Below are 20,858 nucleotides of genomic sequence, written 5' to 3'. Positions count from 1 at the left end.
GGTCCGTCCTCATGGCAATCATCATCTGGAAGACAGGCAAGTGACGCGGCTAAGTCCCGAAGGCGGCGACCGGGTTGCGGTCGAAGCGGTTTCAGGGTCAGGACGCGCGCCGGCGACCTGTTTTGCCTAGATGATGGTTCGCATGGATCTGCTCTCTTGTGCCGATTGATCCGGGACGCGCTGGGTAGCCCGGCCCGGCGGACAGGGCAAGGTGCGGGAGGCCCGATTTCGCGTTTGAGGCGAGATGTGTGGCGTCGGGAGCACAGGGGTGAGGCCAGGTCCTTCCCCAGACAAGGGAAGGTGGGCCGAGGCGCAGCCTCGGGTCGGATCGGGTGAAACGCGCCAGCGTTCCTGCACCGATCGCCCGTCACCCACTCCGTCTCGCCGCTGCGCGCCGATCCACCTCGCCCATCAAGGGCGAGGACCTGATCGCCACCTAAGCCTCAATCCCCGCCACCACCGCCGCTTCCACCTTCGCACGGGTCTCCGCATCGATCACCGCCAGCTTGCGCTTGTCGAGATCCATCGGGGCGGCGACGCCTTCCATGGTCCACCAGGGTTTGCCGGTGGCGGGTTCCAGCACCCAGTGGACGATGTTGCGGACCTTGGTGCCGGCGGATTTGAGGCCGGAGCGGATGGCATAGCCGTCGCCGGCGCGGGGCCAGCGGTGGACGTGGATGACACATTCCAGCAAGGCCGATCCGATGCGGGCCGAGGGTTGGCCGGCATGCATGTCCCATTCCTCGGGGAAGGCGGACGCGAAATTGGTGACGCTGTCGGAGACGCGGCCGAGCAGGAATTCGGCCCGCATCCAGCCAAAGGCGTCCATCTCGTGCGGGCCCAGACGGCCGCGGCCGATCGTGGTCAGGTCGAGGGCGTCGGCAGCGGTCATCGAGGCCGGGCGGGTGCCGGGTTTATCGGTAAGGCCGCGGGGTGTGGCGAAGTCCGGTGTGTCAACAGTCAGGGCCCGGGCGGCATCAGCGAAGCGTTTGGGCCAGGCGAAGGCCTCAAGCGTGTCCGGAGCGGCATGGCTGGCTCGGATGCGGAAGCTGGCGGCCGGCTGGCCGGTGCCGGAATGACGCATCACCAGCAGGATCCCGGCGGTTTCGCGGTCGATATCGGTAAAGCCGCCCTCGATATAGAGCGGTGCGCCGGGCCGGGCTTCGGCCAGGAAGCGGATGTGCAGGGACTGCGGAGCGATGGTTGCCAGGGCGTCGGGGCGCTGGATCGGGTTGAGACCCGCCGCCTCGGCCAGGTTGGCCAGCGCCTCGCTGGCTCGTGCCAGATAGAAGCGGACATTGAAATGGCCCAGCTCGTCGCATTCCCAGGCGTTCACGCAACCGCGCCAGAGTTCGATCATGGTGAGGCGCTCCTCAGGCAGCCCGGCAGTCGGCGCAAAGACCGAAATGCTCGACTACCGAGCGCTGGATGGTGAAACCGGCAGGCGCGTTGGTCGGGACCGGATCGCCATGGCGTTCTTCGACCGCGCCGCAGCCGGTGCAGATGAACAGCTCGGCGCCGCCGCCAAGCCCGTCATGGGTATGGCTGCAGCCAACGAAGGCGTTGAGCGCCTCGACCTTGTGCACCAGGCCGGCTGTCATCAGGAAGTCCAGCGCCCGATAAACCGTCGGCGGCTTGGCCGAGCCGGGGCCCGGCTTGAGCGCTTCGAGCAGATCATAGGCTTTCACCGGACTGTCGGCTTCAAGGACGAGTTCGAGCACGCGCTTGCGCACGGGGGTGAGCTTTTCGCCCCGTTCAACGCAATGGGCTTCAGCGGCGGCGAGCGCCTTGGTGAGGGAATCAACGGTCATCTTGCCAACATTTAATCACGCTTTGCCGCATTTCCCAGTGGTTCGGCATTGCGAAGTTCTGGATGTTATAATATCACGCTCAGTAGATGTTCTGTTATTACATATCGGGGATTCCATGTTCGCGCGTCTGAAACACTCCACCGCTCTTGTCGCACTCCTGGCCGGCGCCGGCCTTGCTGCTCCGGCCCTGGCCCAGCAGGCCGAGGCGGATGAGGATGTCATCGTGGTCACATCGGCGCCCCTCGGTGTTACCGCCGACGAGATCGTTGGTGCGGTGGAAGTCGTTGATCGCCGCCACCTGGAGGACAATCTCTCCGGATCGCTGGCTGACACGATCGCCCATGAGCCGGGTGTCTCGACAACCTATTTCGGACCGGCGGCCAGCCGTCCGGTGATCCGCGGCCTCGGGGCCGACCGGGTCCGCGTGCTGGTCAATGGCGTCGGCCTGATCGATGCCTCGACCAACTCCCCGGACCATGCCGTGGCGTCCGAAGCGCTGGAAGCCCAGCGCGTCGAGATCCTGCGCGGGCCGGCAGCGATCGCTTATGGCGGTGCGGCCATTGGCGGCGTGGTCAATGTGATTGACGGCCGGATCCCCGAAGAGCGGGCCGAGGATGGTCTTGAGGGACGTTTCTATGGGTCCGTGACTTCGGTCGATGACGGCGAGACCGCTGCCGGTCGTGTGCGTTTCAACGCCGGGCAGTTCGTCATCAACCTGGAAGGTCTGATGCGGACCGCCCAGCCCTATGACATTCCCGGCTATGCCGAGTCCGAGACCTTCCGCCTCTTCGAGGAGGCCGAAGAGCACGAAGACGAACACGATGATGACGACGATCACGACGAGCACGAGGAAGAGCATCCCTACGGCACGGTCGAGAATTCCGGCCTTGATTTCAACTCTGCATCAGCCGGTATCGCCTGGGTCGGCGAGGATGGTTTCATCGGCGTGGCCTTCAAGCAGTCGAATGCGCTTTATGGCGTCCCGGGCGGTCACGCTCATGGGGAGGAAGAGCATGAAGACGACGATCACGATGAAGATCATGAGGATGAGCACGGCCATGACGAGAGCGTGCGGATCGATCTCGAGCAGACCCGGTTCGACCTGCGCGGGGAATGGCGGAACCTGGGCGAACATATCGATCGGGTGAAATTCTCCTTCGGCACCGGCAGCTATGAGCATGTCGAGCTTGAAGGCGATGAGATCGGGACACTGTTCACCAATGACGGGTGGGAGGGCCGCGTTGAAGCCCGCCACGTGCCCATCGATCTTTGGGGCGGCAGCTGGGAAGGCGCCGCCGGCGTACAGGCGTTCAATCGCGATTTCGCGGCCATTGGCGAGGAAGCCTATGTCCCGCCGTCGGAGACGTCGGACTGGGGTATCTTCTTTGTTGAGCGCTGGGACGCCGATACCTGGGGGCTTGAAGGCGGTCTGCGTCTTGAGCGCCGCGAACTGGACACGGCAAGCGACAGCCGCACTTTTGAAACATCAAGCCTGTCCGGTTCGATCTTTTTCCGCCCGGTCCGGGACACTTTCCTGGCCGTCACACTGTCCTCCAGCGAACGGGCACCGACTGATGTCGAGCTGTTCGCGGACGGGCCGCATGTCGCCAGCAGCACATTCGAGCTGGGCGATCCGGATCTCGACATTGAACGGGCGGTGTCAGCCGAGCTGACCGCGCGCACCCGTCTGGGTGACTGGTCGCTTGAGGCATCGGTCTTCCGGGCCGATTATGACGGCTTTATCGCCGCCTATGCGACGGGTGCCGAGGATGATGGCTTCCCGGTCTATGCCTACAGCCAGGATGATGTTGTCCTGTCCGGCTTCGAAGGGCGCCTTGAGGGCCCGCTTGGCGCCGTGGGCGGCTGGGATCTCGATGGCGAGCTGACCGGTGAATATGTCGAGGCCAGCCTCGATGCCGGCGGCGATCTGCCGCGTCTGCCCCCGTTGTCCTTCACAGCCGGCATATCGGCTTCGCGGGCCGGTCACGATCTGCACCTGGAAGCTGAATGGGCGGACGTCCAGGACAATACCGCGCCGTTCGAGTTCAAGTCCCAGTCCTATGTGCTGGTCAATGCGCGCTGGTCCTTCGAGCCGATCGAGAGCCGCGATTTGCGGGTGATCCTGGAAGCGCGCAATCTCACCGACGCGGAGGCGCGTCTGCACACCTCCTTCCTGAAGGATCAGGTGCCGCTGCCGGGTCGCAACTTCCGCGCCGCGCTGGTTCTCGACTTCTGACCTGACGGACCGCGACAGCCTGCCGCGCGGCGGGCTGTCGCGCGACGAAACGCGCACTGCCATTGAAGCGCAGGCGGGTCCAGAAAGTCCCTAGATTTTTTAGGGACGAAAGGATCAGCCCATGAAACGCCTGTTCTTCACCGCAGCACTTGCCGCTCTTCTCACCGCCGCTCCGGCCTCCGCGGAGAGTGGTGACTGGCTAGTCCGCCTGCGCGCCATCAATGTGGCCCCGAATGAAAGCGCGGACATTGCCACCATTGGCGGCGATGTCGATATCGACACCTCGGTCGTGCCCGAACTCGACATCACCTACTTCGTGCAGGACCAGTGGGCTGTGGAACTGATCCTGGGTGTCACGCCGCATGATGTGACCGCAGTTGGAACCACGCTTGGCGATGTCGATCTGGGAGATGTGACACTGCTGCCGCCGACCCTGACCCTGCAATACCACTTCAATCCGCAAGGCCAGATTCGTCCCTATGTGGGCGCGGGCGTCAACTACACGCACTTCTTCGATGCCGATCTGCCGGCCGGATCGGCCCTGACCTCCATCGACTATGATGCCAGCTTTGGCTTGGCAGCGCAGGCGGGTGTCGACTTCGCCCTCGATGACGACTGGTTCGTCAATGTGGACGTCAAATACATCGATATCGACACCGACGTCACGATCAATGGCGCCATCGCTGCCGATGTGCAGATCGACCCCGTCGTATTCGGCATCGGATTGGGCCGGCGTTTCTGACATTTCAGTCTCTGGAACAGTGCAATGCCGGTCCGTTCCGCGGACCGGCATTTTTCTTGCTACATGCCGGTCATTCAGCTCTGCACCGGTGCGTTGCCGGGGCAGGGCATATCCGCTATCCAGTGCGCAAAGAACTGAAGGGGTTTTTATCATGGTCGACGCTGCCGCCACCGAGCCGCGCCTTACCGGAACTGTTCCGCTCTACAAAAACGTGGAGCCGCTCAACCGTCAAAAACACGCCGGCTATGGCGTGAATACGGTCTCGCAGCCGTTCAACTTCCTGAAAGATTGGCATTTTGTGCCAGCTATCAGCGCTGAATTCTCATTCGCCTGCGGCAGCTACCCGATCATCTTCCTCGGTGAGAAGAAGATGCCGATCCTGGTGATGGGCCTGCGTCAGGGTTCGAACGTTTTCGTTTCCGAGGACGGTCAGTTCGATAACGAGCATTACATCCCGGCCTATGTCCGCCGTTATCCGTTCGTCAGCGCGGCCAACCCGAACGACCAGCCGTCCACGGTCTGTGTCGATCTGGATGCCGAGTTCGTGGTCACGGAAAACCCGGAGCGCCCCTTCTTTGACGACAAGGGTGAGCCGACCGAGTACACGCGCCAGGCCATCGATTTTGTCTCTGCTTTCGAGAATGACGCCCGCACGACCGAAGCGTTTGTCGAGCGTCTGATCGCGCTGGACCTGCTCGAGCAGAAAGACGTCAAGGTTGCCAATCCGCAGGACCCGGAAAACCCGGTCACCGTCGCGGAATACTGGGGCGTTTCCGCCGAAAAGTTTGACGCTCTTCCGGCTGACAAGCTGAAGGAAATGCAGACCAATGGCGATCTCGGTGCGATCATTTCGCACATTATTTCGCTGCAGCGCTGGGAGCGTATCCTGCGCCGGACGTCCAATGTGGCGACTGCGCAGATGCCGGCTCAGGCCTGATCCTTCACCGGACCCGAAATGTGAACGGCCGTGCCAGATTGGCGCGGCCGTTTTCGTTTGTGATCACGGTTGTGGGAGCGAGGTTCGCCCCGGTGGCAAAAGCGACTATATCCTCCACTGGCAGGCCGGGCCTGACTGACTTCAACGAGGTAGATGAATGCGCTTTCTGACCGGGCTGTTGGCCCTGATCACCTTCGCCAGCATGGCTCTGACAGCCCCGACCCACGCGCAATCCTCGTGGTCGAGCGGTGAGGCCATCATCGACGCCGACCTCGTTTCCGAACGCGCCGTCACGGCTCCCGGCGACCGGTTCCATATCGGCCTCCATCAGATCATGCCCGAAGGGTGGCACACCTATTGGCGGAATCCCGGTGATAACGGTCTTCCGGTCGAGATCGACTGGGACCTGCCCGAGGGCGTTGAGGTTGGCGAGGTCGTCTGGCCGGCCCCGATCCAGCTGCCCCTCACCGACATGATCATGGATTATGGATACAAGGGTGAGCTGGTCCTGCCGATGCCGGTGACGGTTGCCGAAGGATTTGTCGGCGAGACCATCGAGTTTCGCGCCAATGCGACCTGGCTTGTCTGCGACACCATTTGTGTCCCTGAAGACCGCGAGCTTGCCCTGACGCTGCCGGTCGGCCCGCAGCCTGATCAGGACGAGGCGGGATACTGGTATATCCGCGGCGCGCTTGAAAGCGAGCCAAGGGTCGACCCGGCGGTTTCGGCCGAATTTGCCATCGAGGGTGGCCGGGTGATCCTGGATCTGTCCGGCGGGGCGTTTGCCAATCCGGGCGCGATCTCGGACCTGCGTTTCTTTCCCTATCAGACCGGCGTGATCCGCAATGCCGGTCGGCAGATTGTCGAGGCGGGCGAGAGCCGCACACTTGTTTTGCTCGAGCCCGGCTATGCCGCCGCCAGCGCCGGCGACAGCGCCCAGGGCGGTGTTGTCACCTGGCGCGGTGCGGACGGGGGTGACCGGCAAGCCGTGGCAATCGAGGCGCGACCGGGAGCGGGCGGCTACGGGCTGCCGCCATTGGCCGGGTCTGCTGTCCCCCAAGCCATGACTGGCGGGATTTTCGGATTGATCTTGCTGGCCTTCGGCGGCGGATTGATCCTCAATCTGATGCCCTGCGTCTTTCCGGTCCTGTCAATCAAGGTCCTCAAATTTGTCCAGGCGGCGCATGCCGACCCGGCCGCCATCCGCCGACAGGGCGCCTTTTTCCTTGCCGGTGTGCTGATCAGCTTCGTCGGTCTGGCCGGCATGCTGGTAATCTTGCGCGAAGTCGGTCTCCCGGTCGGCTGGGGGTTCCAGCTGCAGATGCCGATCGTGGTCGCCAGCCTGGCGCTGTTGCTGTTTGCCATCGGGCTGAACCTGCTCGGTGCGTTTGAAGTCGGGACCCGTCTGATGGGGCTTGGCGCCGGTCTGGCCGACAAGCCGGGCTGGAAGGGCGCATTCTTCACCGGCGTCCTCGCTGTTGTCGTTGCCGCTCCGTGTGTCGGCCCTCTGGCCGCCGGGGCGCTGGGGCTGGCCCTGACGCAGCCGGCACCGGTCGTCTTGCTGGTGGCCGCCGCCATGGGGCTGGGACTGGCCGCACCCTTTGTTGTGCTGTCATTGTCACCAGGCCTGTTGCGCTTCCTGCCCAAGCCCGGTGCCTGGATGGTGACCTTCCGCCAATTCCTCGCCTTCCCGATGTTCGCCTCGGTCGTCTGGCTGGCCTGGGTGCTGTCGATCCAGTCCGGACCGACCGGCCTGTTGCTGCTCGGTGCCGCGATGCTGGCGCTGTCATTCGCCGTCTGGGCGCATGGCCAGGGCAATCGGGTGTGGAGTGTGGTTGCGATAGCCGGGCTGGCCCTGGGCGTGGTCAGCGTAGTCATGATCGCCCGCCTGCCGGCGACCACCAGTACACAGTCCCTGTCAGCGCGCGAGGAGGCCTGGTCACGGGCCCGTGTCGCTGAACTGCAGGGCATGGGGCAGGCGGTGTTCGTGGATGTCACGGCTGCGTGGTGCGTCACCTGTCAGATCAACAAGCTGACGGTATTGAGCAGTGATCCGGTCCTTGATGCCTTTGACCGCTTCGGCGTTGCCAGCTTGCGGGCCGACTGGACCAATCGCGACGAGACCATCGCCGCGCTGATCAGCGAACATGGTCAGGCGGGGGTTCCGCTTTACCTGCTCTATCCGGCTTCCGGCGGTGCGCCGCGTGTTCTGCCGACGGTTCTGACACAGGGCGGCCTGATCGACGGGCTGGCGTGGGCTGCCGACAACTAGCCCGCAAACCAGGCCTGGCGGCTCAGCCGCCGGAAACGGCCGGGCAGCTGGCGGGAAGATCGACCGCGCTCAGGTCTGCATCGCTGTCGACGGCTGGCGCGATTTCACTGGCATCGGCCATCAGGTCTGCGAGATCGGTATATATATGCGCCTGCTCGGCTGCGGTCTCGGCGGCATTGAGCGCGTCGAGACGGGCGCTGGCATCGGCCGACATGCCGCGAAAGATGCAACGCAGATCAAGCGGGCCGCCCGCCTCGTCGATGCGGCGACTCATCAGCATGGCTTCCAGCGAAAACTGTTCCAGCTCGAAGGAAAGCGGGTCTTCAATGTCCAGCGGTCGCGCCGGCGCCGCCGGTCGTTGCGCCGCCTCACGGGCCCGGGCGCGGGCCGTCTCGCCGATCGCCTCGGCAAAGGCCGCGAACTCGCTGCCCGGACCTGCCTGGGCGGCAGAGGTGGCAAGGGCCGAAGCGGCCAGGACGGCAAACAGCACGGATTTCATCGGCGACTCCCATAGTGACAGGGTCGCTTCTAGCAGTAACGCCTTGATTTCCGGTGAATCGACCGGCATCTCCCCTGTCAGTATGCGTGCGCGGGTTCACAGGACCTGCCCGCTGGTGGAAAACACCGCCTGATCAGGATCGTCACGCAGGGGTGCAGCGGTCCACAAACCGGAGACTGTGATGAAGGCCAAGAAACCTTTCCGACCCAAGGCCCGCCGTCCGCGGGGCTTTGAAGACCGCAGCGGATCAGTCCTCCGGGTCGAGCGCCATCTGGTTGAAACGGCCAGTCGTGTCTATGACGATTGGGGTTTCGAACCGCTGCAGACCTCAGCCTTTGAATATGCCGACGCGTTGGGCAAATTCCTGCCGGACGAAGAGCGTCCCAATGAGGGCGTGTTCGCCCTCGAGGATGATGACGGGCAGTGGCTGTCGCTGCGTTATGATCACACCGCGCCGCTGGCCCGTTATGTGGCCGAGAATTTCCAGGACCTCAACAAGCCCTATCGCCGCTATCAGGCCGGCGATGTCTGGCGCAATGAGAAGCCGGGGCCGGGCCGGTTCCGTCAGTTCGTCCAGTGCGATGCCGACACGGTCGGTGCCGCGAGCGCTTCGGCCGACGCCGAGATGATCGCGCTGGCCGCCGACGTCATGCGCGCGGTCGGTCTTGCCGATGGTGATTATGTGGTCCGGGTCAATGATCGGCGCATCCTGGACGGCGTGCTTGAAACGATCGGCGCTGCTGATCCGGAGCGACGCATGCGTGTGCTCCGCGCCGCGGACAAGCTGGACCGTCTCGGCCGCGACGGTGTTGCGCTGTTGCTGGGCGAAGGCCGCAAGGACGAGTCCGGTGACTTCACCGAAGGTGCCGGACTTGATACGGCCGGTATCGACACCGTGCTGGGCTTCCTCGATGCCGGCGGTGGCAGTCGCAGCGATGTCATCGCGCGCCTTGAGCCGCTGATCGGGACGTCTGATACCGGCAAGTCCGGGCTGGCGGCGCTGGCTGAAATCGACGCGGTCCTGACCGCGATCGGGGTCGATGTCGACCGGGCGCTGTTCGATCCGTCCGTCGTCCGCGGTCTGGGCTACTACACCGGCCCCGTCTTTGAGGCCGAGCTGCTGGCCCAGGCGAGCTATGATGATGGCTCACCGATCCAGTTCGGGTCTGTCGGCGGTGGTGGTCGCTATGACGACCTGGTGTCGCGCTTCACCGGCCAGGCCGTGCCGGCAACCGGTTTCTCCTTCGGGGTCAGCCGTTTTGCAGCGGCGCTGTCGGCGCTGGGACTGACCGGATCGGTGGATGAGAAACCACTGGTTCTGGTGGTCGCGAGCGAAAAGGATCGCTCTGCCGACTATCTCGCCATGGCCCGCGAGTTGCGGACTGCCGGTTTCCGGGCCGAGGCCTTCGTCGGCTCGGGCAATATGGGCAAGCAGATGAAATATGCCGACCGGCGCGGCGCCGTGGCGGCGGTTATTGTCGGATCGAATGAGCGCGAAGAAGGCCTGGTCACGATCAAGGACCTCAAGCTGGGCGCGCGCCTGGCAGCTGATATCAGCGACAACAAGCAATGGCGCGAGGAGCAGCCGGCGCAGGAGACCGTCTCCCGGGATGGCTGGATTGCGGCGGTCACGGCGGTCGCCCAACGCAACAAGTAGGACCGAAAAGCCAAAGCGGAAGCGCAGCTTATCCCCATGTGCCAGGATTATGGGGGTTGACGTAACAAGGCAGTCACGTCAACGTCGTGATCGGACTGGGCCTGACCGCTCTGTCCTTTTGGCGTTTCGGGGAGGAGACGCCCTTTATCGACCAACCGTTATCTCGGGGCTGGCCTTTGCCAGCCCCTTTTTTTGTCCGCAGACTGAGCGTGGCGCACGAAAAAGGCGAACCGGCTTCAGCCGGCCCGCCTGATTCCGTCCTGGTCGATGAGGCGCTAGTCCTCGTCGTTGTCGTCGGTGGTGTGGCGTTCGATGATGACGACGCGTTCGCCATCATCCATCTCGATCACCCGACGGCTGCCGCCGCGCTGGATCCGCTCGATGCGGGCATGTCGGCGCATGTCGCGACCGTCGTGGCCTTCAGCCAGATTGCCGCCGGCCAGCCGGTCGACCTCGAGACGATTGAGCCAGTCGATCAGGTCGTCGCCTGTCTGCTCCTCGCCATCGACCCAGACGCGCTGGCGTCCATCGGTTTCTTCGATGCGGAGCTCCGCGGCGCCATTCTCGCCCAGCACCTGGTGCAGGCGTTCAATGTCGGCGCGGCGGACCTCTTCGTGGCCGCGCAGAACCTCGACGCGGGCGCGGGCAACATCGCGTTCGGCTCGGGCCATGTCGCGGGCAGCGCGCCGGATCTCGACGCGGGCGCGCCGGCGTTCGCCTTCGAGTTCGGCGTGGGCGCCTCGCATTTCGCGGCGGACCTCTGCCATGGCTTCGCGCATTTCCTCGCGGGCGGACTGGAGTTCAGCGCGGACTTCGGCGCGTTCCTCGTCGCTCAGCTCATCCCAATCGTCGGAATGAATGATGTGATGCTCATCGAGCCCGGCCAAGGCCTGTTCCAGAGACTCCATGACGGTCGCCTCGATATCGGCACCATCGACGTCGATCACCATGCGGGCGATATGATTTTCCATCTCGGCGAGATGTTCGGCCCGTTCGGCGAGGTGCACCTCGAACTCGCGTCCCATGCGGGCGTGATGCCCTTCGATCACGCGGACCTCGTCGCCATCGATGATGACCACGCTGTGCGGCGCGGTTTCGACCTCTTCGCCATCGACCGTCACGACTCCATCGCTGATCTCGATCCGCTGGCCGTCGACACTGATCACTGATGTCTCGCCGTCGCGATCCACATGGATGGTCCGGTCGCCGTTGGCTCCGCGGACTTCGACCACCTGACCGTCTTCGCTGACCACCATGGCCTCATGGCCACCGGCCACATGAATGCGGGTCTGGCGAGCGCCGTCATCGTCCAGTGCAAAAGCGGCGGCGCCAGTCACGGCGAGTGCGGCGCCAGCCATCAAAACTCGTTTCATTGCATTTATCCCTCTTCGATGTGGCGACATACTGGACCGTGCAGCGTTACGGCGCCCATGATCCGCGCTAAATTATTTGTCACGAAGCAAGCCTGCCGCGCCAGCATCTTGCGGGCAAGCCCGGCAACACGGCTGGTCGCGCAACACATCCGTCCCGCTGGGCGACATGACGCCCGTCCGTCTTCAGCTTTTGGGCAGCCGGCAGGCTTGCCAGCCCGGCGCCCGATCCGCATGCTCGGACCAGTTAAAACGGGTGACGGAAAGCGGATCATGGATCGACGACGCGTCTTGCAATCGGGAATCGCGGCCACACTGGCGGCGGCGTTCGGTCCCGTCGCCGGGGCCCTGGCACGCGAAGCCATCGAGCGGCCACTGGCCGACCGCGTCGGCGACATGTTGTTGATGGGGTTCATCGGTTCGCACAGCGAAACCGAGGGTGCCGACATCATAAATGCCCATCTCGCGGCCAGGCGGATCGGCGGCGTGCTTTTCCTGCGCCACAATGTGCGGTCGCGCGAAGGCGCGGAAGGCTCTGCTGCCCGCTTCCGGGCGACCAGCCCGTCCGCCTGGATGGCCATCGATCAGGAAGGCGGCCTGGTCCAGCGCCTGTCGCGTGATCTGGGCTACACCCATATCCCGCGCGCCATGCAGGTCGCCGAGGCCCGCTCTCCCGAGGCGGCAGGGGAACTCTACCGGCTGGGCGCAGCGGAATTTCGCGCGGCCGGCTTCAACATGAACCTGGCGCCCGTTGCCGACCTGCACGATCCCGAAAATGCCGTGATCGGCCGACACGGACGGGCTTATGGCACGGATGGCGAGACCATCGCGGCCTATGCCGGGGCCTTCATCGACGCTTTCGAAGCGTCCGGTATCGCCTGTGCGATCAAGCACTTCCCCGGGCATGGCCGGTCACGCGGCGACAGTCATGACGGATTTGTCGACATTTCCGACAGCTGGAGCGAGGCCGAGCTTGCGCCTTTCCGCCAGTTGATCGAGCAGGGCCAGGCGCATGTGATGATGGGCGGTCATCTGACCAATCGACAGCTCGACCCGACCGGTGCGCCGGTGACCTTCTCGGCGCCTGTGCTGGAAGGCCTCTTGCGCGAGCAGCTCGGCTTCACCGGCGTGATGATGACCGATGATCTCGACATGGGCGCGATCCGCAATAATTACAGCCAGCATGAGGCGGTAATCAGCGCCATCGAGGCCGGCAATGACATGATCATGCTGTCCAATTCTGCTGCGCCCGATGCCGAACTGCCGCAACGCATCGTTGACTGGGTCGTGGCAGCCATCAGCGAGGGTCGACTGACCGAACACCGGATCAACCAGTCGGTCGCGCGACTGGCCGTGTTGAAGGCGCGCGTGGGGCTCTAGTCAGCCGAGCCGGTCAGGGCTTCCAGCAGGATTTGTCGTGCCAGCTGACCGGCTATGTCGGGTCGGTCACGGTTCACATGGACAATAACGGTCGCATCCTGGCTCAGGAGCCGGATGGCGATCGTGGCGTAGCCGGCAATCGAGCCGCCCTGGGTGATCGCCGTGAAGCCCAGCGGATGTTCGACATAGGTTGGGCCAAGCGCGCGATAACGCCCTTCGCCGCGATCATGCAGATCCGACATTATCGAGGCGCCGATGGCGTTCAGGCGACCGTCTTCGGCGAAGACTGCGGCCAGGAAGTCGGCCAGTTCGCCGGCGGTGGTGAAGATGCCGCCATCCGGGCCGTTATTCTCCAGCAGGTCGTAGACGTCCTGCTCGGGGTCCAGCTCACTGCCATAACCATGGATCCGGTCGCGCGGATCGAACTGGATATTGTACCCGGTCGCCGACAGGTCGAGCGGCGCGAACACGAATTGCTGGTAGAGACTGTCCAGCGACTGGCCGGTCGCCGCTTCGGCGGCCAGCGCCAGATACTGGTAGTTGGTGTTGGAATAGGCGTGACCGGTTCCTGGCGGGAAATCGGCCGGCGCGCCCCGGATATGGGCGAGCGTCCGTTCGGCGGTATTGCCCTCAAGGGCATTCACTTCGGCAAACCAGCGATCATCATAATAATCGGGAATGCCGCTGGTGTGGTTGAGGAGTTGGCGGATCGTGACCTGGTCCGCATTTGCCACCCCATCCAGCCAATGCGGCTCGACCAGGTCGGTCAGCGCCATGTCCAGCGACAGATCGCCGTTCAGGATCAGTTGGTGGATCACCGCGGCGGTATGGAGCTTGCCGATGCTCGCTGCGCGCAACAGGAATGAGGCCTCCATCTCCAGCCCGGTATCACGATCGGCCAGGCCGCGGGCGATGATCGTTCGCTCGCCGGCAATGTCCAGCAGGACAATGGCGCCCGGGATGTCGTCTTCCGCCAGCGCGGCGTCGATGCGTTGTACGATCTGCCCGGCGCCAGCGGCCTCTGAAGAGGTTGGCTCGGCATTCGAACACCCGGCGCAAAGAGCGGCTAAAATCGCAGCCTGGATCACATGTAAAAAGCAACGCACGGCAGGTCTCCTGATCATTGGTCGGCCAAGCTAACCCAGCCCGCCAGATTTTAATCGCCGATTTCCGCACTTGAAGTGGCGAATTTCGCCACATAGGCTTGGGCCATGGATATCGACGCGTTCGACAGGGCCTTGCTCTCATTGGTGCAGGTGGACAATCGGCTTCCCAACCGGGTGATTGCGGAGCGCGTGAACCTGTCGGAAACGGCTGTCCGTCGCCGGCTGGACCGATTGCGGGCGTCCGGCCTGATCAGCGGCGATGTCGCGCTTCTTGATCGCGATGCCCTGGGCCAGACGCTGATTTTGTCCATTGTCTTTGCCGATGATACGCCGGCCAATCATATCGGATTTCGTACGCGCATGTTGGCACAGGATTGTGTGACGCAATGCTATTCCATCGCCGGGGAGGTGGACTTCATCATCCATGTTCACGCTGCCAGCCTGCGCGATTTCGAGGCTTGGGCGGAACGGCACCTGCTGGGTGATCCGGGTATCCGCCGATACGAGACATCGGTCGTTTTCACGACCCACAAATTCTCGACCGCCATCCCGATACCGGCATCCGCCTGAAGGCTGAGGTTGGTCCGGGGCACAGGCCGGTGGCCTGTATCCCGGATTCAATCCTTGCGGCTTACTCGGCCGGCGCTTCGTCCTGTTCACGCAGATAGGTGTCGAGGAAGCTCACATAGGCTTCTGACGCCGTGATCCGGTTTTCGCGGCGACGGAAACCGTGCCCTTCATCGGGGAATAGGACGTATTCGACCGGCACGCCATTGGCGCGGACGGCTTCGACCAGCTCGTCGCTCTCCACCTGCAGCACGCGCGGATCATTGGCGCCCTGGATGACCAGCATCGGGCGGATCACGTTCTCGGCGTGGAAGAGGGGCGAGATGGCGTGGTGGCGCTCGCCATCGGTCGCCGGATCGCCCATCTCGTCATAGAGGGCCTCGCGGAAGCTCTCCCACCAGGGCGGGATCGAGGCCAGCGTCCGCTCCCAATTGGTGACGCCGAAGATATTGATGCCGACCTCGAAGGCTTCCGGGTGGAAGGTGAGGGCGGCGGCAGTCATGAAGCCGCCATAGGAGCCACCGAGCACGCCAACTTCCTCGGCATTGACCCAGTCCTGCTCGCGCAGCCAGTCGCCGGCGGCGACAATGTCGCGCAGATCTTCCTCGCCATGACGGCGATCATCCATGTGGAAGAAGGTCTTTCCATAGCCCGACGAGCCGCGATTATTGGCGGCATAGATGGCATAGCCGTGATTGACGAGGTGCTGGATGGTGGCGGAATAGCCGATCCGGCTCTGCCCACCCGGGCCACCATGCACCCAGACCAGGGCCGGCACCGGATTGTCGGCACTGGCGCCATGCGGACGATAAAGAATGCCCGGGATTTCCAGCCCGTCAAAGCTCTCGAAGCGGACCACTTGCGCATCCACCATCTCGTCTTCGGTGACGGCCGGGTTGAGGGCATTGGTCAGCTGGGCATGGGCCTGGCTGTCCAGGTCAACGACGTGGAGGTTGGACGGCGAGGTCGCCGAATTGATCAGGAAGGCGATCCGCGTCTCGTCGCGCGAAAAGCGGACTGAATTGATGTCACCGGCGGGCAGGTCCGGCAGGGCCAGCGTGTCGCCGCTCGTCGTGTCCAGAATGGTCACTTCGGTGCGGGCATCGGCATTGATGCCGGAGACGCGGTAGCGGCCGCTGTCGGAATAGATCACGAACTGCACATCCCACTCGGCCTCGATCAGCGGCGCGGTGGTTCCGTCGGCCAGGTCATAGGTCCAGGCCTGGTTGAACTCGCCATGCTCGTCGGTGGCATAGACCAGTTGCGTGCTGTCCGGCGTGAAGGTGTAGACGCCATGGGCAATATTGCCTTCGTGGGCGGTGATCACGCTGGGCTCGGTCTCGCCCGAGGCGAGGTCGAGCAGCAAGATGTCGCTGTCGGCGGAGGTTCGGTTACGCACCAGCGCGACCCAACGTCCGTCCGGGCTGACATCGCCGATCTGCAGCGCGTCATCATTCTGGAACACAAAGCCGCTCTCATAGCTCAGCGTGTCATAGGCATAGATGTCCATGGCGCTCTGGTCGCGCTCATTGGTCATCAGCCACATGTCATTGCCATCGGGAGCCCAGCCGAGAAATTGCGCCCGCACTTCCTCGCCCGGCGTGATGTCGTTGAGCCGGCCATCGAGCTCGCGCACATAGATATGGCTGATCTCATTGCCGCCGCTGTCGGCGGTCACCACGGCGCGGTCATCGGTCGGGAACCAGGACAGGGCGAAGGTGGCGTCTGTTTCGGACGCGGTCAGTGCCTCGCGATCACCGCTGTCGGGGTCAACCGCATAGGCGTTGAAGACGCCGGTCTCGTCCGAGGAGATCAGGATGCGGCTGTCATCCGACGACCAGGCAAAGCCGGCCGAGGAGGCCATGCCGAAACTCGTGGTCTGGTGGAAGGTGGCCGCGTCATGGCGGACAGCGGCTTCAGCTGCGGCCGGCGGCGTCTCGGCGGTTTCCGTCACCGTCTCGGCCGGCTGGCAGGCGGCCAGAAGGCCGGCCAGGGCCAGGCTGGACGCGGAAATCAGGTATCTCATGGCTATCCCCTCGAGTGATGCGGACAGCTAAGCGCGGCGATGGTGGGGATGGCAAGGACAAAGCGAAATCGGCCATTCCCGGCAATTGGGGCCAAAACCCCGTGAAATTTCTGGGATATTCCCTAATATTCACCTGTCATTCCCGGTCCGACTTTCCAAGACTGCGTGTGTTGGCGCCGCCCGGAGCGGCGTGAAGACGTGGACACAAGAGACATGATGAAATTCGGTGACTATCTCAGACAGGCCCGCGAGGCCCGCCATTGGACCCAGCCGGAAGCGGCCGCCCGGGCGGGGATCGAGCAGTCCTATCTGTCCAAGCTTGAGACCGGGAAGTCCTACCCGTCCGACGACGTATTCGGCCGCTTGGTGAAAGCATACGAGATCGATGTGAAAAACCTGGTCCGCGATCTCGATCCGGGTGAGGCTGAGGCCTTGCGTGACATTGAGAGCCTTCGCGCAACCCGGCTTACCCTGCACCGGACCGCACAGCGCCTGTCGCGGGGCTGGATGCTGGCGGGTCTCGCCTGTCTTGTGATCGGTGGCGGATCGACCGGCGCGGCCCTGACCGCGTCCGATACCAGCCATGAGGAATACATCTATCTGTCCCGCGGTGTGATCGCGCCGGGTGAGCCCTTTGATGTGTTTGACCTGGTGGGTGTCCCCTTGGGCCGAGCGCCGGCCGTGGTGGCCGACATGCGAGCGCAACAGATCGCGCTGCAGGACCGCATCGATGAGGAAGTCCGCATCCAGCGCGCCATGCAGGGCGAGGGCTATTTCGAGACCGTGGAGGGCGGACGCCGCTATTTCCGCGCGCTCGACAGCCAGACCGTCATCGAGCGTTCGCCCCTGCGCTGGTTCTGGGTACCCGGCCTGATGTTCCTTTTCGGCGCGCTGGGCTGTTTCACCATCAGTTGGCGCTGGAAGTAAGCGCCAGAGACCGGGGCGGCTCGACCGGCCCTGATTCCACACATCTTGGAGATTTCCATGTTGCAACTTCGCACCCTGGCGGGTGTCGTGGCCGGGGCCCTTTTGTGCCTTGTGCCAGCCAACTCGCTCGCCCAATCCACCGGCACCGACCCGATTCTCACTGAACGCATCGACCATTTCGTGCGGCAAAGCCAAGCCAATGGCGTGGTGCCCGGCGCGATCGGGGTCTGGATCGATGGCGAGCCTGTCTACCAGGGCTTTTTCGGAGAGGCTGACCGGCGCACAGGCCGCGGTTTCGGCGCCGAAACCCTGTTCGACATCGGCTCCCTGACCAAGCAATTCACGGCAGCGGGCATTCTCGTTCTGGCCGATCGGGGGCAGCTCGCCCTGCAGGACAGGCTGGTCGATCATTTTGGCGATGTGCCGGCCGACAAGGCAGGTATCACAATCGACCAATTGCTCAGCCATTCATCCGGATTGTCGGATGATACCGGCGGCTTCGAGGGGCATGATGCCGATCCCTTCGTGTCGGAAGCGGACTTCATGGCTGCCTTGTTCGCCAGCCCGCTGACTTCGCCGCCGGGGACGCGCCACGAATACACCAATGCCGGATATTCTGTGCTCGCCTCGATCATTGAGCGTGTGTCCGGGCAAGACTACGAAGCCTTCCTTCGCGAGGCCCTGTTCGAGCCTGCGGGCATGGAGCAGACCGGCTACCGGCTGATGGACTGGCGCGAAGACCAGGCGGCGCGCGGCTATGATTACCGCCAGCCCGATCCGGCACGGGCCGATACCGGCTGGTTCTTCCTGGAGCGCTGGCGCGAGGAGGCGGTCACCTGGCATTTGCGGGGCAATGGCGGCCTGCATTCCACGATGGCCGATTTGGAACGCTGGCACCGCGCCCTTCAGGACGACCGCCTTCTCTCGCCGGACTCGCGTGCGCGTTTCGAGGCGCCCCATATTCCCAGCGGTTTCGACGCGGGGCCAAGTTTCACGCATTACGGATATGGCTGGGCGGTCGGTACCAGTCCGGACGGGACGCCTGTGTTGAGCCATAATGGCGGCAATTCCATCTTCTTTGCCTCGATCCACCGCTACCCGGAAGAGGATATTCTGGTCCTGCATCTTACCAATGAGGCCAGTCGGGAAATCGAGCGCATGGGCTATGCAATCCGCCACATGCTGTTTGACGAGGCGTATGAGCCTTCTCCGATTGCGCCCTATGCGATCCGTCTGGTGGAGGACTTCACCGAGCACTATCCGCCGGTGGCAGTAGACCGTTTACCGGCCTTGCTGGAGATGAGCGGGACTGGGCCCATTGAAGAGGCCTGGATACTCAATCGCCTCGGCTTTCGTCTGCTGGAGGAGGAGCGGACAGACTGGGCCATCGCGCTCATGCAATGGAATACGCGGCTCTTCCCCGGCGATGGCAATCTCCAGGATTCCCTGGCCGAAGCCTATGCCCGCTCCGGGCGCCAAACTTTGGCGATCCGGCACTACCGCCTGTCGCTGGAGATGGATCCGGGCGAGGGGAATTGCCACTGGTGCGATCATGCCCGCCGGGAAATTACCCGACTGGAAGGAGAGTAGACGCAAACGAAAAGGGCCGCCCCATCGGGACGGCCCATTACTTTGTTCGGTCAGGTGACCGGCATGATTACATCATGCCGCCCATGCCACCCATTCCGCCCATGCCGCCCATGTCAGGCATGCCGCCGCCGGCGCCTTCTTCCTTCGGCGTATCAGCCACCGCAGCTTCCGTGGTGATCAGCAGGGAGGCGACGGAAGCCGCGTCCTGAAGGGCTGTGCGGACGACCTTGGCCGGGTCGATCACACCGAAGGCGAGCATGTCGCCATATTCTTCGGTCTGGGCGTTGAAGCCGAAGGTCGCGGAAGCGTTTTCCATGACCTTGCCGACCACGATCGAACCTTCGACACCGGAATTGGTGGCAATCTGGCGGATCGGGGACTGCAGGGCGCGGGCCACGATGGCGATACCCTGGGTCTGGTCAGCATTGTCGCCTTCCAGGCCGGCCAGCTTGGCAGAGGCCTTGAGGAGGGCAACGCCGCCGCCCGGAACAATGCCTTCTTCAACCGCGGCGCGGGTGGCATTGAGGGCGTCGTCGACGCGGTCTTTCTTTTCTTTCACTTCGATCTCGGTGGCACCGCCAACCTTGATCACGGCAACACCGCCGGCCAGCTTGGCCAGGCGTTCCTGCAGCTTCTCACGGTCGTAATCGGAGGTGGTTTCCTCGGACTGGCGACGGATCTGCGTGACGCGGGCTTCGATCTGGGCCTTGTCGCCGATACCGTCGACGATCGTGGTGTCGTCCTTGGTGATGTTGACGCGCTTGGCCGAGCCGAGCATGTCGAGCGTGACGGTTTCCAGCTTGATGCCGAGGTCTTCGGAGATGACCTGGCCGCCGGTCAGGATGGCGAGATCTTCCAGCATCGCCTTGCGACGATCACCGAAGCCCGGAGCCTTGACGGCAGCGATCTTCAGGCCGCCACGCAGCTTGTTGACCACGAGGGTGGCCAGCGCTTCGCCTTCAACGTCTTCGGCGATGATCAGCAGCGGACGCGAGGACTGAACCACAGCTTCCAGGATCGGCAGCATCGGCTGCAGCGAGGTCAGCTTCTTTTCGAAGAGCAGGATGTAGGGCTCTTCCATCTCGACCTGCATCTTGTCAGCGTCGGTGATGAAGTAAGGCGACAGGTAGCCACGGTCGAACTGCATGCCTTCGACGACGTCGAGTTCGGTTTCCAGGGACTTGGCTTCCTCGACGGTGATGACACCCTCTTTGCCGACCTTGTCCATGGCCTTGGCGATCATCTCGCCAATGTCGCTGGCGCCGTTGGCGGAAATGGTGCCGACCTGCGCAACTTCACCGGAGTCCTTGACCGGGGTGGAGCTGGCCTTGATGTCGTCCATGACGATGGCGACGGCCTTGTCGATGCCGCGCTTGAGGTCCATCGGGTTCATGCCGGCAGCAACCGACTTCATGCCTTCGCGGACGATCGACTGGGCCAGGACCGTGGCGGTCGTGGTGCCGTCGCCGGCGACGTCATTGGTCTTGGAAGCCACCTCGCGCAGCATTTGTGCGCCCATGTTCTCGAACTTGTCCGTCAGTTCGATTTCCTTCGCGACGGAGACGCCGTCCTTGGTGGTGCGCGGTGCGCCGAAGGATTTCTCGATGACCACGTTGCGGCCCTTGGGACCGAGCGTGACCTTGACAGCATTGGCGAGGATATCGACGCCGCGCAGCATGCGTTCACGCGCGTCGGAGCCGAAAAGTACGTCTTTGGCAGCCATTGGAATATATCCGTT

At 63.6% G+C, this 20,858-nt stretch carries 16 protein-coding genes; 9 read left to right on the top strand and 7 right to left on the bottom strand.

Annotated elements, in window-relative coordinates:
- Positions 1–436 precede the first annotated feature (436 nt).
- Complete coding sequence (locus ACN0X9_RS11185) at positions 437–1,360, bottom strand: thioesterase family protein (RefSeq protein ID WP_417487679.1); 924 nt, start codon at positions 1,358–1,360, stop codon at positions 437–439.
- A gap of 13 nt (positions 1,361–1,373) precedes the next feature.
- Positions 1,374–1,811: a transcriptional repressor gene (locus tag ACN0X9_RS11180; RefSeq protein WP_417487678.1), complete on the bottom strand. Its 438-nt coding sequence runs from the start codon at positions 1,809–1,811 to the stop codon at positions 1,374–1,376.
- Positions 1,812–1,926: 115 nt separating this feature from the next.
- On the opposite strand from ACN0X9_RS11180, the gene ACN0X9_RS11175 reads away from it, so the two are divergent.
- The 4 genes from ACN0X9_RS11175 to ACN0X9_RS11160 all read left to right on the top strand — a co-directional run bounded on the left by ACN0X9_RS11175 (position 1,927) and on the right by ACN0X9_RS11160 (position 7,998).
- Positions 1,927–4,047 carry a TonB-dependent receptor gene (locus ACN0X9_RS11175; RefSeq protein WP_417487677.1) on the top strand — a complete coding sequence of 707 codons (2,121 nt, stop codon included), beginning with the start codon at positions 1,927–1,929 and terminating at the stop codon, positions 4,045–4,047.
- Positions 4,048–4,168: 121 nt separating this feature from the next.
- Positions 4,169–4,789 (top strand): OmpW/AlkL family protein, encoded by a 621-nt coding sequence (locus tag ACN0X9_RS11170; RefSeq protein ID WP_417487676.1) that lies wholly within the window; start codon positions 4,169–4,171, stop codon positions 4,787–4,789.
- A gap of 151 nt (positions 4,790–4,940) precedes the next feature.
- Entirely contained in the window at positions 4,941–5,726 is a 786-nt protein-coding gene (locus ACN0X9_RS11165; protein WP_417487675.1) for a SapC family protein, read from the top strand.
- Positions 5,727–5,883: 157 nt separating this feature from the next.
- Positions 5,884–7,998 (top strand): protein-disulfide reductase DsbD family protein, encoded by a 2,115-nt coding sequence (locus tag ACN0X9_RS11160; RefSeq protein ID WP_417487674.1) that lies wholly within the window; start codon positions 5,884–5,886, stop codon positions 7,996–7,998.
- A 22-nt stretch (positions 7,999–8,020) separates the two neighbouring features.
- On the opposite strand, the gene ACN0X9_RS11155 is transcribed toward ACN0X9_RS11160, so the two are convergent.
- A complete protein-coding gene (locus ACN0X9_RS11155; RefSeq protein WP_417487673.1) occupies positions 8,021–8,566 on the bottom strand; it encodes a hypothetical protein in 546 nt (181 codons plus the stop codon).
- Between the two features lie 112 nt (positions 8,567–8,678).
- Here ACN0X9_RS11155 and hisS point away from each other — a divergent pair, with 112 nt between their 5' ends.
- The gene (hisS, locus tag ACN0X9_RS11150) at positions 8,679–10,154 is read left to right on the top strand and encodes a histidine--tRNA ligase (protein ID WP_417487672.1); all 1,476 of its coding nucleotides are present in this window, start codon (positions 8,679–8,681) and stop codon (positions 10,152–10,154) included.
- Positions 10,155–10,429: 275 nt separating this feature from the next.
- Here hisS and ACN0X9_RS11145 read toward each other — a convergent pair whose 3' ends face one another.
- Entirely contained in the window at positions 10,430–11,527 is a 1,098-nt protein-coding gene (locus ACN0X9_RS11145) for a hypothetical protein (protein WP_417487671.1), read from the bottom strand.
- Between the two features lie 270 nt (positions 11,528–11,797).
- Here ACN0X9_RS11145 and ACN0X9_RS11140 point away from each other — a divergent pair, with 270 nt between their 5' ends.
- Entirely contained in the window at positions 11,798–12,904 is a 1,107-nt protein-coding gene (locus ACN0X9_RS11140) for a glycoside hydrolase family 3 protein (RefSeq protein ID WP_417487670.1), read from the top strand.
- On the opposite strand, the gene ACN0X9_RS11135 is transcribed toward ACN0X9_RS11140, so the two are convergent.
- Complete coding sequence (locus tag ACN0X9_RS11135; protein WP_417487669.1) at positions 12,901–14,010, bottom strand: serine hydrolase domain-containing protein; 1,110 nt, start codon at positions 14,008–14,010, stop codon at positions 12,901–12,903. The genes ACN0X9_RS11140 and ACN0X9_RS11135 overlap by 4 nt on opposite strands.
- 105 nt (positions 14,011–14,115) lie before the next feature.
- On the opposite strand from ACN0X9_RS11135, the gene ACN0X9_RS11130 reads away from it, so the two are divergent.
- Positions 14,116–14,580, top strand: a complete 465-nt coding sequence (locus tag ACN0X9_RS11130) for an Lrp/AsnC family transcriptional regulator (RefSeq protein WP_417487668.1) — start codon at positions 14,116–14,118, stop codon at positions 14,578–14,580.
- A gap of 61 nt (positions 14,581–14,641) precedes the next feature.
- Here the strand turns inward: ACN0X9_RS11130 and ACN0X9_RS11125 are convergent, their stop codons facing one another.
- The gene (locus ACN0X9_RS11125; protein ID WP_417487667.1) at positions 14,642–16,603 is read right to left on the bottom strand and encodes a S9 family peptidase; all 1,962 of its coding nucleotides are present in this window, start codon (positions 16,601–16,603) and stop codon (positions 14,642–14,644) included.
- A 213-nt stretch (positions 16,604–16,816) separates the two neighbouring features.
- Between ACN0X9_RS11125 and ACN0X9_RS11120 the strand changes: the two genes are divergently transcribed.
- Together ACN0X9_RS11120 and ACN0X9_RS11115 are read left to right on the top strand one after the other, a co-directional pair.
- The gene (locus ACN0X9_RS11120) at positions 16,817–17,530 is read left to right on the top strand and encodes a helix-turn-helix domain-containing protein (RefSeq protein ID WP_417487666.1); all 714 of its coding nucleotides are present in this window, start codon (positions 16,817–16,819) and stop codon (positions 17,528–17,530) included.
- A 57-nt stretch (positions 17,531–17,587) separates the two neighbouring features.
- On the top strand, positions 17,588–19,120 hold the full coding sequence (locus ACN0X9_RS11115; RefSeq protein WP_417487665.1) for a serine hydrolase: 1,533 nt from the start codon (positions 17,588–17,590) through the stop codon (positions 19,118–19,120).
- A 67-nt stretch (positions 19,121–19,187) separates the two neighbouring features.
- On the opposite strand, the gene groL is transcribed toward ACN0X9_RS11115, so the two are convergent.
- Complete coding sequence (groL, locus tag ACN0X9_RS11110; RefSeq protein WP_417487664.1) at positions 19,188–20,843, bottom strand: chaperonin GroEL; 1,656 nt, start codon at positions 20,841–20,843, stop codon at positions 19,188–19,190.
- Positions 20,844–20,858: the final 15 nt, after the last annotated feature.

Origin of the sequence: Maricaulis sp. (assembly GCF_048268525.1) — a bacterium.
Classification (GTDB): Bacteria; Pseudomonadota; Alphaproteobacteria; order Caulobacterales; family Maricaulaceae; genus Maricaulis.
Note: the sequence above shows the minus strand (reverse complement) of the source record. Positions and strands in the feature narration are given on the sequence as shown.